Origin of the sequence: uncultured Dialister sp., assembly GCF_937959425.1 — a bacterium.
Taxonomy (GTDB): Bacteria; Bacillota; Negativicutes; order Veillonellales; family Dialisteraceae; genus Dialister.
Window position 1 is genome coordinate 1 of sequence record NZ_CALGPS010000018.1, and the last position, 12797, is coordinate 12797.

The 12797-nt window shown below is 52.7% G+C and carries 13 protein-coding genes; 9 read left to right on the plus strand and 4 right to left on the minus strand.

What is annotated here, in order from left to right; genetic code table 11:
• From Q0482_RS00750 to Q0482_RS00790, 9 genes are all read left to right on the plus strand, one after another.
• Positions 1-331, plus strand: a 331-nt coding sequence (locus tag Q0482_RS00750) for a hypothetical protein (protein ID WP_299142193.1), incomplete at its 5' end; no start/stop codon positions are given.
• A gap of 406 nt (positions 332-737) precedes the next feature.
• Positions 738-908 (plus strand): six-cysteine ranthipeptide SCIFF, encoded by a 171-nt coding sequence (gene scfA / locus Q0482_RS00755; protein ID WP_008860055.1) that lies wholly within the window; start codon positions 738-740, stop codon positions 906-908.
• A gap of 136 nt (positions 909-1044) precedes the next feature.
• Positions 1045-2481: a thioether cross-link-forming SCIFF peptide maturase gene (gene scfB, locus Q0482_RS00760; protein ID WP_299142194.1), complete on the plus strand. Its 1437-nt coding sequence runs from the start codon at positions 1045-1047 to the stop codon at positions 2479-2481.
• A gap of 224 nt (positions 2482-2705) precedes the next feature.
• Positions 2706-3152 carry a hypothetical protein gene (locus tag Q0482_RS00765; RefSeq protein WP_299142195.1) on the plus strand — a complete coding sequence of 149 codons (447 nt, stop codon included), beginning with the start codon at positions 2706-2708 and terminating at the stop codon, positions 3150-3152.
• 14 nt (positions 3153-3166) lie between these two features.
• Positions 3167-4375, plus strand: coding sequence for a hypothetical protein (locus Q0482_RS00770; protein ID WP_299142197.1), 1209 nt, complete (start codon positions 3167-3169; stop codon positions 4373-4375).
• The gene (locus Q0482_RS00775; RefSeq protein WP_299142199.1) at positions 4376-5974 is read left to right on the plus strand and encodes a hypothetical protein; all 1599 of its coding nucleotides are present in this window, start codon (positions 4376-4378) and stop codon (positions 5972-5974) included.
• 188 nt (positions 5975-6162) lie between these two features.
• Positions 6163-6690 (plus strand): hypothetical protein, encoded by a 528-nt coding sequence (locus tag Q0482_RS00780; protein WP_299142200.1) that lies wholly within the window; start codon positions 6163-6165, stop codon positions 6688-6690.
• A gap of 98 nt (positions 6691-6788) precedes the next feature.
• On the plus strand, positions 6789-8087 hold the full coding sequence (locus Q0482_RS00785; RefSeq protein ID WP_299142202.1) for a secretin N-terminal domain-containing protein: 1299 nt from the start codon (positions 6789-6791) through the stop codon (positions 8085-8087).
• Between the two features lie 475 nt (positions 8088-8562).
• Positions 8563-10455: an ATP-binding cassette domain-containing protein gene (locus Q0482_RS00790; RefSeq protein WP_299142204.1), complete on the plus strand. Its 1893-nt coding sequence runs from the start codon at positions 8563-8565 to the stop codon at positions 10453-10455.
• Between the two features lie 435 nt (positions 10456-10890).
• Here Q0482_RS00790 and Q0482_RS00795 read toward each other — a convergent pair whose 3' ends face one another.
• From Q0482_RS00795 to Q0482_RS00810, 4 genes are read right to left on the minus strand one after another with little or no spacing between them, the layout of a single operon-like run.
• Positions 10891-11142 (minus strand): ABC transporter permease, encoded by a 252-nt coding sequence (locus Q0482_RS00795; protein WP_299142206.1) that lies wholly within the window; start codon positions 11140-11142, stop codon positions 10891-10893.
• 5 nt (positions 11143-11147) lie between these two features.
• Positions 11148-11738, minus strand: a complete 591-nt coding sequence (recR, locus tag Q0482_RS00800) for a recombination mediator RecR (RefSeq protein WP_299142208.1) — start codon at positions 11736-11738, stop codon at positions 11148-11150.
• Positions 11738-12064 (minus strand): YbaB/EbfC family nucleoid-associated protein, encoded by a 327-nt coding sequence (locus Q0482_RS00805; RefSeq protein WP_291055987.1) that lies wholly within the window; start codon positions 12062-12064, stop codon positions 11738-11740. The genes recR and Q0482_RS00805 overlap by 1 nt, the downstream gene beginning before the upstream one ends.
• A 60-nt stretch (positions 12065-12124) precedes the next feature.
• On the minus strand, positions 12125-12574 hold the full coding sequence (locus tag Q0482_RS00810; protein ID WP_299142210.1) for a hypothetical protein: 450 nt from the start codon (positions 12572-12574) through the stop codon (positions 12125-12127).
• Positions 12575-12797: the final 223 nt, after the last annotated feature.

Sequence of the window (12797 nt, forward strand, 5' to 3'; positions counted from 1 at the left end):
GAAGGAAGAGGAGGAAAAGACCGGCGACTGGAAGGCCCATATCAAGGGCCAGATGGAAGAGGCGGAAGAAAAGGCCCGTCGGGAAGCGGAGGAAAAAGAGAAAGAAGCGGAAACGCCGGCGGCGGAAACGGAAGAGGAAGCTTTGACGGAAGAGGACTGCCGCGAACTGTGGCGCATTATCCAGGGCCTGGAACGGGAATACAAGGAAATGAACAGCATTGCCGATGACTGGTTCTCTGTCCACGGAAAGAAAACAGGCTGCATGGCCGCCCTGGCAGCCATGACTCTCCTCCCTCTGGGAGCGCTGTACGGACTGTACCAGCTGCTGTAGTGATCTAGTGAGCTGGTGAGCTAGTTGCTAGTTGTTAGTTGCTAGTTGCTGATGTCTGGTGTCTGGCGTCTGATGTCTGATGTTTGATGTTTGATGTCTGGCGTCTGATGTTTGATGTCTGGCGTCTGATGTCTGATGTCTGGTGTCTGATGTCTGGCGTCTGATGTCTGATGTCTGATGTCTGATGTCTGATGTCTGATGTCTGGTGTCTGATGTCTGATGTTTGATGTCTGGTGTCTGGTGTCTGATGTCTGGTGGCTGACGTCTGATGTTTGGTGTCTGATGTCTGGTGTCTGATGTCTGGTGTCTACCATCTACCAGGGATTCCACCATAATTTTTACTTGTATTTACCCTCTTTTCTATGATATGATTAATTCGGAAAAATTGTTTCGGGGAGGTGACATCATGTCCAAACATATCGTTACAATCAACCAGTCTTCCCTGCAGGACTCCATTAAGTTTGAAGGATGCAGTGAATGTCAGACTTCCTGCCAGTCTGCCTGCAAGACAAGCTGCACCATCGGCAACCTGATCTGCACAACCCAGGAAGAAGCCAAGGAAGCAAAGAGAGCCTGATCTGACGGCCTGGGGAAGCATCGAACCGGCTTCCCTAACCCCCGGCCTTGCAGCCGGGGGTTTTCTATTTCCTCTTTGGATATTGTATGGATTGAAAACGGCTGTCCCTGAAGCCGTATTGAAAAGGAGATTTTTCATGGATTATAATGTAAAGCCCATGATCCACCGTTTCCGCCAGAACGGCATGAATATCGTCATGGATGTGAACAGCGGTATTGTTCATGTGGTGGATGATGTAACATATAAGGTACTTGAGTTCTATAACGGTAAAAACCGGGATATGGTGCTGGCCAATCTGTCCTCTTCCTATGATGAGAAGGAACTGAATGAGGTGATGGATGACCTGGACGAACTGATTCATAAGGAAGTCCTTTTTGCGCCTATGGATCCCAATTATAAGATGGCCATCGAAGACAGACCGATTATTAAGGCTCTCTGCCTCAACATCGCCCATGACTGCAATCTCCGCTGCCGGTACTGCTTTGCAGGACAGGGCGGCTACGGCCAGTGGCGTATGCTCATGCCCTTTGATGTGGCAAGAAGGGGCGTAGATTTCCTCATCGCCCACAGCGGTCCCAGAGAACACTGCGAATTGGATTTCTTCGGCGGCGAACCGCTGATGAACTGGCATGTGGTGCAGCAGACCATCGATTATGTGCATAAGCAGGAAAAGAAGCACCACAAGAAGATTAAAATGTCCCTCACCACCAACGGCATGCTGCTGGACAAGGAGAAGGTGAAGTATCTCACCGACAACCACATCAGCCTCATCCTGTCCCTGGACGGAAGAAAGGAAATGCATGACCGCATGCGTCCTGATGTGAACGGGGAAGGCACCTATGACCAGATTGTGAAGAATCTCCAGTACTGCGTGGCTCACCGGAACGGAGAGGAATATTATGTGCGCGGCACCTTTACGAAATACAACCTGGACTTTACCACTGATGTGGAAGATATGCTGGACCATGGCTTCCCGGCTGTATCCATGGAACCGGTGGTAGGTGAGGATACGGAAGAGTATTCCATTAAAGAGGAAGATCTGCCGCGGGTGAAGGAAGAATATGACCGCCTGGCCAAACTCTTCATCCGGCGGGAGGAAGAAGGAAGACCTTTCTTCTTCTTCCATTTCAATATGGACCTGTGGAAGGGCCCGTGCCTGCCCAAGCGTCTCCGGGGCTGCGGCGCCGGCCATGAATACCTGGCAGTGGTGCCCAACGGCGACATTTATCCCTGCCACCAGTTCGTAGGCCGGGAAGGCTATGTGCTGGGCAATGTGTACGAAGGGCTGAAGAATATGAAGATGATGCACGATTTCCGCACCAATCATGTATTCACCAAGCCGGAATGTGTGGACTGCTGGGCGAAATTCTTCTGCTCCGGCGGCTGCCATGCCAACAACGAGGCCTTTGCCGGCGATATCCACAAGCCATACCATATTACCTGTGAAATCCAGAAGAAGCGTGTGGAATGCGCCATGATGATCCAGGCTTACAACCAGCTGAAGAAGCCGTCTGTCATGGCCCAGCCCGGTACCTATGAAGCGAAAAGGGAAGCTGCAGAAAGGCAGCAGTAAGTGATGAAAAGAGCCGCAGATTTGCGGAGAAAAAGGGGTTTCTGTTTGCACAGAGCCCCTTTTTAATTTATAATATTCTTAAGTGTAGGCAAAATTTGACAGCCCCTGTGAGGGAAGCACGGATGTATTCCACCACCGTGGATTCCGTGCTTCTCCGGCTGAAAAGAAATTGGATTACAATCATAGATTCTGAAGATGGATTTTCGATAAAGGAGGATTCACGGATGAAATTAAAAAGACTGGCTGTATGTGTACTGGCTGCCTGCATGATGGGCACCGGTGCCATGATTCATGCAGATGCGTTCAACCTGGGAAGTGTCCTTGGCGGTGTGGCTAAAGTAGGAGGCATCGGCTTCCTTGTTTCTAAATACGGCGAATCAATCAACAGCGCCATCAACTCAGTGATGATGAAGGAAGGCGCCGGCACCAATTACGCTACGAAAGTCGTTCCTATTGTAAGTATCGGCAATCGCGGCTACATCGGCGCCGCCCAGGTCATTGGCGATGCGGACCAGGTGGAAAAGGTGAAGGCTGTGGGCCAGCTGGAAGTCAGCTGGAATGACAAACTGTTCCGTATCAAGGGACTTATCCCCATGGACAGCGTGAATCCCTCCTCCTTCAGCCGTGTGCAGGGAGTAGGCGTATCGGCAGTCATTGATGTAAGAGTATAATGGAGGGTGATTTTATGATAAAGAAAGCAATCCTGGCAGCAGGAATTTCCCTTTTGTGTCTGGCACCGGTTTATGCGGAAGAGCCGGCTACCCTGTCCGACCGGATCGACCGGGTGGATGAAGTGATTTACGGAAGCGCCCAGACCGGCTCCCTCATCAGCCGGGTGGACAATGCGGACAACCTGATTTACGGCAATGGCAATTCTTCCGCCAGCGGCCTGGACAACCGGATTACCAATCTTTACACCGATGTGGTGAAGAACGATGATGATACCCAGCCCTCCATTGCTACCAGAGTGAATGCCATGGAATACTACCTCACCGATGAAATCAGGGATGATGCCCTGAAAACAAGGATGGGGGATCTGGAAACCAAGGTATACGGCGCAGAAAAGAAGGGCGCTCTGGATCAGCGCCTGGCCAATCTGGAAAAGTCGGTGTACGGTGACCAGCATTATGAAATGAAGACGGTGGAACTTCCGGCGGAAACGGTATTCAAGATTTCCCTGAATGATGACGTAAGCAGCAAGACAAGCCAGGTAGGAGATCCGGTCACCTTCACCGTGCAGGAAGATGTGAGCGTGGGAGATGTACTGGTGCTGCCCAAGGGCGCCCAGGGAAGCGGCGTGGTGACAAAGGTAAGCCGCCCCAAGAGCTTCGGCAGGAGCGGCACATTGGACGTGTCCTTTGACCAGGTATTCTCCGTAGATGATGAAGTTATTCCCACAGTGCTGGGACCGGAAGCCAAGGAAAAACTGAAAATGGAAGCGGCGGCTGTTGGTGCCTCCACCATCGGTGCTCTGGCACTGGGACCTATCGGTCTGGTAGGCGGCTTCTTCGTGAAAGGCAAGGACGTAAGCCTTCCGGCCGGAAGCACTCTGTACATCGAGACCCAGCAGGCAGTGACCACCAAGGGGCTGGAACTGAAAAGCGGCGCCCCCAATGCGGTGCTCCGCAAACGGGTAGTACGGTCGGCTGCAGCCGATACCTCTGCAGAAACAGCAGCGGCAGTATCGGACAATGAAGTCAAGGAGACAGCAAAAGCCGAGCCTCAGGCGGAAGTAAAAGCAGAAACAAAGGCAGAAGAAAAAGCAGATACAGTGAGCGAAAAAGCCAAGGCAGAGCTGGAATCGGTACGGGACAAGACCGACGAGAAGGATACAGCCAAGGCGGACAGCTCCGGTGACGAAGCACCCTCCGTGGTGATTGTGAGAAATGACTAAATGATAAAAAACTATCTGAAAATACTGACTCCCCTGGTGCTGGCAGCCCTTATGACCATGCCGGCAGGGGCGGAGGAACCGGACGGACCGGCGGACATCCCTGCTGCCGGTGCTGACGCCGGGACACCACTGGTGTTTGACGCCAAAGGAGTAGCCCGGCCGGCTGCCTCCTATGAGCAGGTGCAGGAAAAGCCTGCTCCCGAGAAAAAGAAGGAGAAAGGGAAAAAGGGGAAGGAGGAAACCCAGGATACCGGGATTTCCCCTGAGAACCCCATGTATGTCACTGCTGACCGTATGCGCTACAACGACACCACCGGCGACGTGGATGCCATGGGCAGGGTAGTCATCAAACACATGATGGATACCTACCAGACAGAGTATGTGTACGGCAACTCCATCGCCCAGAAATACGTCATACCGGGCGAAGTGAAATGGGTGAATCCTACTACCAATCTGAAGGCGGACAGGGCGGACTATGACGCCGCCAAATCCATAGGCCGGTTTGAGAAACTGGACGGCTGGGAACAGGGAACTTACTATTTCAAAGGCGAAAGCGGTATCTATGACCGGAATGCCAATAAGCTGGTGGTACAGAAAGGCTATTTCACCACGAAACACGCTGTGGCCAAGGTGCCGGACTACCGCATCGAAGCCGATTCCATCGATATTTATCCCAATGACCATTACGTGGCGCACAACGTGAAGCTCATGGCGAAAAATACCACCCTCATCACCCTTTCTTCCTATTCCGGATCTTTGGCCCATGATGATAATGAAGTGAGCCTGTGGTCCCTCATCCCCCGTCCTGTGTTTGACAGCGATAACGGCATGGGACTTCATAATGAAATCGCAGTCCCCTTTGGCGATAATGCCAATGGCACGGTATATGTGAAGAACCGCTGGTACACCAAGTCCGGATACAAGCCGGATATGGGTGTCCGCTACCGTACACCCGTGGGCACGGCAAAGCTCCATTATGCAGAAGAGGAAAGCTCCACTAACGATGACGGCGGTATCTGGGTGAAAAAGAGACCGTCCCTGGAATTTGACACGAACCATTTTTACCTGGGCAAATCCCGTTTCTACGTAGGGGCCCATGGCGAATGGGGCTACTGGGACGAAGACCGGGGCGGCCGGGATGTGAAGGGCGCCTACAAGGGCTATGACCTCTATGTTTCCGGAAATCCATGGAAACTGGGCAAGTTCATGAACTTCAGCTGGAAAGCGGGCTATGCCAAGGATTACTACAGCTATTCCGATAATATCCGAAGGAACGGCTATTACTCCATGGGACTTTCCGGCGGCTACGGATCCCTTTCTTCCTGGATTTACTATACTGACCGGGATATCAAGGGCTACACCCCCTATGCCTACGACAGCTACAGCAGTGAAAAGCCGCTGGATGTGGGCTTCCGGCTGCAGGCTACAAGGATGGACGCATTCAGTCTTGCCTGGTCCATTGATACGGTAAACGGCAGACTGAACCACCGCTACTGGACCTACTACAGGGACATGCATTCCTTCTACGCCTGGATCCGCTACGATGATATTGAAAAGGAAACAAGATTTATGTTCATGCCCAAGGACTTCAGGTTCTAAGTGAGCTGGTGTACTAGTGGGCTGGTGAGCTGGTAGCTGGTAGCTGGTAGCTGGTAGCTAGTTGCGAGTTGCTGGTAGCTAGTAGCTGGTAACTGGCAGCTGATTGCTAGCCGCCAGTCGTCGGCTGCGGGTGGGCTCTTCTTTATAAGATAAGGTCATTCTGTCTCTTTTGGAAAGGAGGAATCCCTATGGCGATGAAGCGCAGATGGATTCTTCCTTTAGGCGGTTTGGCGGTGCTGGCTTTGACCTTTTGGGGCATATGGGGCATAGGGACGGCAGGAAAGGTGCTGCCGGAAAAGAAGCCTGCCGCACCGGTGGAGGTGCTTCCTGAAAAGGAGGAAGGAACCTCTATGAAATATGATGCGGCCCTCCATCGTCGGGGAAAGCCTCTGCCGGATCCATTCCATGCAGAGGCCTGGGCCGGCGAGAACAAAATGGAACCTCTGCCCACCATACCCAAAGAAGTATCCCCTGCTCCGGAAACGGTACCTCTCCCCAGCGAGGGGAAGACAGAGAAAAGAAGAAGCACCGGTGTGCCGGTCTTGAAGGGGATTATGAGCTACCAGTCTGACCGCAGGGCCATACTGGCAGTGGACGGCGCGTCAGTGTCTGTAAAGGAAGGAGAGCGGGCAGGCCTATGGGACGTACAGGACATTCAGGACAAAAGCGTGACCCTGGTTTCCGGAGAAAGCACCCTCACGCTTCGCCTTCGCTGACAAAAGGGGCGGGGCTTTTCTTAGGCTTTGCCCTTTTAGTGTGCCTTCCTTTAACTGCAGAGGCACAAAAAGAGAACCTTGATGGTTCAGTTCATGAAATGGTGGTGCAGGAGCTGAACCGGGGCATGCAGCCGGCGGAAAAGGAAGACACGCCGGCTGTGGAAATCCACAGGCCCGAGGCGGAAAGAAATTTCAGCCTTCATGTGAACGGCGCGCCAGCCAGGGAGGTTATCCGTTCCCTGGCGGAAATGACAGGAAAGAACCTGGTATTTTCCGGAGATTTCTCTGAAACGGTGACTGCCAGTCTGGACCATGTGACGCCGGAGGAAGCGCTGACCTCTATCCTGGCTTCCTGCGGCCTTTCTTCCCGCATGGAAGGCTCCACCCTTATCGTTTTCAATGGAAAACTGGAGAAGAATGCGGCTGTTTCTACCCGCGCTTTCCGCTTGAACTACGCCAATGCGGCAGAAGCGGCCAGTGCCCTTAAAAAGGTGACAGAAAAGGAAAAAGTCACCTTCAGCCCCTCTTCCAATACGGTCATTGTGAGCGGCACGCCCCAGGAGCTCATGGCGGCGGAAAGTATCGTCAGAGAGCTGGACGTGCCGGAAAAGCAGGTGAAGGTAGAGGCAGAAGTGGTGGCGGTGAATAAAACCTACGCCAAAGACCTGGGCATTGACTGGGATTTCAAAAGTCTCACCAGCAGTGCATCCTACGACCGGGACAGCTGGAGCGAACAGCGCTACGTGACTGACGACAGCGGCAATGTGCTCTATGACAGCGATGGAAATCCCCGGATAAGAAACATAGAAAGAAACGGCTGGGACGTTACCATACCTGAAGGGTACGCCGGTATTTCCTACGGCCGCTCCCTGGCAGGCCACCCCTATACCTTCTTCTTCCAGGCCAAACTGAATGCCCTGGTGACCAAAGGAAAGGCGAAAGTACTGGCCCGCCCCAGTGTGGCCACCATGAACGGCAGGAAAGCGGAAATCCTCATCGGCAGCAAAATCCCGGTGATTGTGGAGCACATGGAAAACGGTGTGAAAACTACGGCTACGGAGTATAAGGACGCAGGCATCAAGCTCACCTATACGCCCATTATAAGCCGAAATAATGAAATCACCGCCGATGTGCATGCCGAAGTCTCTACGCCCTACCTGGTGCCGGAAATGAAAGCTTACCGTATCATTACCCGCTCCGCCAATACCATGGTGAGGCTGAAGTCCGGCGATATGATCACCATCGGAGGCCTCATTGACAAGGAGCAGGCCAAGACCATGAGAAAAGTGCCCATTCTGGGAGATATCCCCCTCCTGGGCCGGCTCTTCCAGAGCCACAGCACCACCACCGATGAATCGGAAATCGTTATCGTCATTAAAGCGGATATTGTGAAGTAAGATGTTGGAAGATAGAAGGTAGATGGCGGTTGACCGTATGGTGCCGGGGCTGAGTGGTATTCCCAAAAGCAGAAAGACGAAAGACGTCAGACGTCAGACGTCAGATGTCAGAATTCTCGGGCGACGCTGTCCCTCCGGCACTACGTCATGCAGCACTGGTGACACAAAGGGTAAGAACGTAACGTTAGGCTCCTTCCTTTTGTTTGCCCGACCGGAATGGAGCTGGGGGGGCAGGGCTGAGGATAGGCCTTTGCGCAGCTAAGGCGCCGCCGCAGGCGGCATTTTACGAATGTGTCATCAGGCCCCTGCTCTGCGAAAACCCCGTTATCCTCCGCCGCGAAGCGGCGATACCACAACCCTCAGCGGCCAAAGGCCGCTGTCAAACCTAAGAACCTTCGGGGCGTAAGCTCCGTCAATCTTAAGAACCTTTTCCACAACCCTTTGCACCTTTTTTGTAAGTATAAGTGAGAACGAAATGGCAGTTTTAAAAATCAGCGGATTATCAAAATCCTTTGGCATCAAAACAGTTTTTGAAAACGTCTCCTTTGAAGTAAGGAGCGGAGAGAGAGTAGGCCTGGTAGGCGCCAACGGCGCCGGCAAGACTACCCTTTTAAAGTGCATTATGGGGACTGAGGAGGCCGATAAGGGCTCGGTGAAAGCCAGTGACGGCGCCATTATCGGGTACCTCCGGCAGGACTTCAACTATACCAGCCATACCATCCGGGAAGAAATGGAAGAGGCCTGGAAGGATGTGCTTTATTATAAAGATAAAATGGAACATCTGGCCAGGGAGCTGGAAAAGCAGAAAAGCGATGAAAAGCTGGTGGAAGCTTACGGCAAGGCGGAAGCCCGCTTCGAATTCCTGGGCGGCTACGATTATGAGTCCACCACCCGGAAAATCCTGACCGGCCTGGGTTTCTCCGATGAAGACTGGGACAGGGATATCCACTCCTTTTCCGGCGGGCAGAAGGTAAGAATCAACCTGGCCGCAGCCTTCGTGCGCCATCCCGATTTCCTCCTTCTGGATGAACCGACCAACCATCTGGACATGAATATGCTGGAGTGGCTGGAAGAATATCTGCGCTCCTATAAAGGCGGAATCCTTATGATTTCCCATGACCGCTATTTCCTGGATGGGGCGGCTACCGGTATCATTGATTTGGAAAATCACCATATCCGTACCTTCCGCGGCGGATATACCAGATATATGGAAACCAAGGAAAACCAGGATAGGGCCTATGAGAAAGCCTATGATAAGCAGCAGGAGCATATTAAGGAAACGGAAGAATACATCCGCCGCTACAAGGCCGGCATCAAGGCCAAGCAGGCCAGAGGCCGCCAGTCCCAGCTGAACCGTCTGGTGCGGCTGGAAAAGCCGGTGCATCAGGCATCCCTTCGTTTCCATTTCGACCCGCCCCAGGAATGTGCCGACAAAGTACTGGATGTACTGCGGGTGGAAGGCTCCTATGATCACCACGTGCTTTTCAAAGACCTCACCATCCATATCAAAAAAGGAGAGACCGTGGGTCTCATCGGCCCCAACGGCGCAGGAAAGACCACCATACTGAAGCTTATTACTGGCGAAAAGAAGCCGGATGCAGGCTTTATCCAGATGGGGAACAATGTGAAAATGGGATACTATTCCCAGGAACAGGAACGGCTCCATCCCAAGCTTACCGTGCTGGACGAGGTGCGGGATACTTTCAATTTCGGTGAAAAGGAAGCCCGGAATATCCTGGGCATGTTCCTTTTCCGAGGAGATGACGTATTCAAAAACGTGGGCATGCTTTCCGGCGGCGAAAAGGCTCGCCTGTCCCTGCTCTGCCTTTTCCTGGAAAAACCGAATTTCCTCATCCTCGATGAACCGACCAACCACCTTGACATCCCCACCAGGGAAATCATGGAAGATGCCATCCAGGCCTTTGGCGGCACCTGCCTCATCGTGTCCCATGACCGCTACTTCCTGGACAAGGTGGCAGACCGGATTCTGGAGCTGGATCATGGCAGACTCACAGAGTACCTGGGCAACTACAGCTACTACAAGGAAAAGAAGAAGGATCTGGAAGCCTTCGAAAAGGACAGGAGCGGCGAAACTTCCGAAGAACCGGAAGAAGATAAGGCGAAGGTGCAGCAGCAGGAAAGACAGCACCAGACGAAAACGGAAGCATCTCCGGCAGATGTGTCCAAGCTGAACCATGTGGAAATGGAAATCGGAAGGCTGGAAGCCACCATGAAAATGTACACCGTCCAGATGAGCATGAACCCCGACAATTATGAAGAACTGGCCAGGGAGTATGAAGAAACGAAAAAGAAGCTGGATAAACTCTATGAAAAGTGGGATGAACTGGTGGCAAAGACGGAAAACTGATACTCCGGAAACAACAGGATAGAAGAAATATAAAAAGGAACTGTGAAGAAATCAATGGTATTTCTTTACAGTTCCTTTTTCTGCGCTTACATACTTTGAAATTCATCAAAGTGATGGCATGCTGCCTGCGGTCATCTCGAGCGGGGCTGCGTGTCGGTATGAAGGTAAAGGTATATGAAATCTATTGAGGCTCTGAGCCCCGAGATTTCCTGCCACAAGGCTGCCTCCACCATTCCGGCGTGAGATTTCTCCACTGCGGTCGAAATGACAGTGGGGCGGGGGGGTATCGGTGCCATTCATGGGCTTGTCCCACCTCGGCGTGAGATTTCTCCACTTAGCTTCCGACCGTCGAAATGACAGTGGGGCAGCAGCGCACAGAAAAAAGGACTGCGAAGAAATGATTCTCATTTTTTCACAGTCCCTTTTGATTTACCCTTATCCCACCAGATTCAGAAGGGCCAGCACGATGGTACCGGGTACTCCGAAGAGGGCTACCACGATGCCGTGCATGGTGGTGAGGGTCATATGGGTGATACCTACTGTATTCAGCAGCCAGAAGAGAAGGCCGCCCATAATGATATTTCCGATGATTTTCTTCACGAATCGGGCGAAGAGGAAAAAGGCGATGACGATGACGATAACACTGGTAATGCCATAGCCGCCTAAAGCGCCTAAGGATTCAATCATAAAAATCAGATTTCCTTTCTATTTTCCACAGCTCCCGCCAGGGTAATGCCGTCTGTATAGCCTACGGCACCGCCGGCGGGGATGCCCCGGCCGATGCGGGTCACTTTAATGCCTGCGGGCTTGATGAGCCGGGACAGGTAGTAGGCAGTGGCTTCGCCTTCGGTGTCGGGATCTGTGGCAATAATCACTTCTTTGACTTCGCTGCTTTCCAGCCGTTTCAGAAGCTCTTTGATTTTCAGCTGGTCCGGGCCCACGCCGTCAAGGGGGGAGAGGACGCCGTGCAGCACATGGTACAGACCGTGATATTCCTGGCTCTGTTCCATGGCGGTCACATCCTGGGGCTGTTCCACCACGCAGATGACGGAATGGTCTCTCCGTTCGTCGCTGCAGATTTCGCAGGGGTCGGAAGTGGAAAGATTGCAGCAGGTGGAGCAGTAGCATACTTTGCTTCTGGCATTGCGGATGGTATCCAGGAACACATTCACCTCATCCTGGGGACGTTCCAGCATGAAATAGGCCAGCCGCCTGGCGCTTTTCACGCCGATGCCCGGCAGTTTGCGAAACTGCAGGGCCACTTCTTCCAGTTCTTTATTCATTAGAACATGCCGCCGGGAAGGCCCAGGCCTCCGGTGACCTGGCTCATGCTCTTCTGTACCATTTCATCAGCCTTTTTACCTGCTTCATTGACAGCGGTGGTGATGAGGTCTTCCAGCATTTCCGGATCTTCCGGATCAATGGCATCTTTTGCAATCTTCAGGGCGGTAATCTGTTTTTCGCCGTTCATGGTGAGGGATACGGCGCCGCCGCCTACAGATACGTCTACGGTCTGCTTCTTCAGTTCTTCCTGTTTCTTCTGCAGTTCTTCCTGCATCTTTCTTGCTTTTTTCAGCATATTCTGCATCTGGGCTTTATTTCCAAACATAATGGTTCCTCCTTAAGGTTTTCTATTGGAATGGATACATGGTGAATCAATTCTTTTATTTCATGATTCAGTCTTTTCATATATATCACAGTCGCTCATGATTTTCAAGGCTTCGTTTAAAGATGGATCGTTCCTGTCAGTTTCAGGAATGCTGTCTCTGGAAACAAGACGGTAGTCATCGGTTTTTGGAGCAGGCGCTGCGGGCCCTCTTTCCATGGCGGACTTCAGAAGGGCAAAGGCAGAGGCTTCTTCCTCGCCGCCCTTCAGCACCGTGTGAAGCTGGATGGGGAAACCGGTCACTTTGGCGAAAGCTTCCGCAGCCACTTTCTGGTAGGACTTATTATTGCCCGCAGCCACCAGGAACTGCTGGGGCGCAGAAACGATGGCCCTGTTTTTAGTGCAGTAAATGAGGGTGCTCTTCCTGAGGCAGGTGAAGACATCGATACGCCGGATGGACATGAAATAGGAAAGCACCTTCTGCCACAGGGCCGGATAGGTTTTGGGATCCATAAGTTCGCCGTCCGCTCCGGGCGCTTGGGCAGCCGGTGCGGCAGGACGGGGAGAAGGCCTGGGCATGGGGGCTGGAGCGGGAACAGGATTCGGGGCAGGCGATGGGCGGAGAACAGGCCTTCTGTTTTCCGCAGGAGGCATATCCGCGGCTGGTGAAGGCTGCGTTGGAATGGCTGCAGGAACGGGCTCTGCCACAGGGCGGGGCATGGGAGCGGGGGAAGGC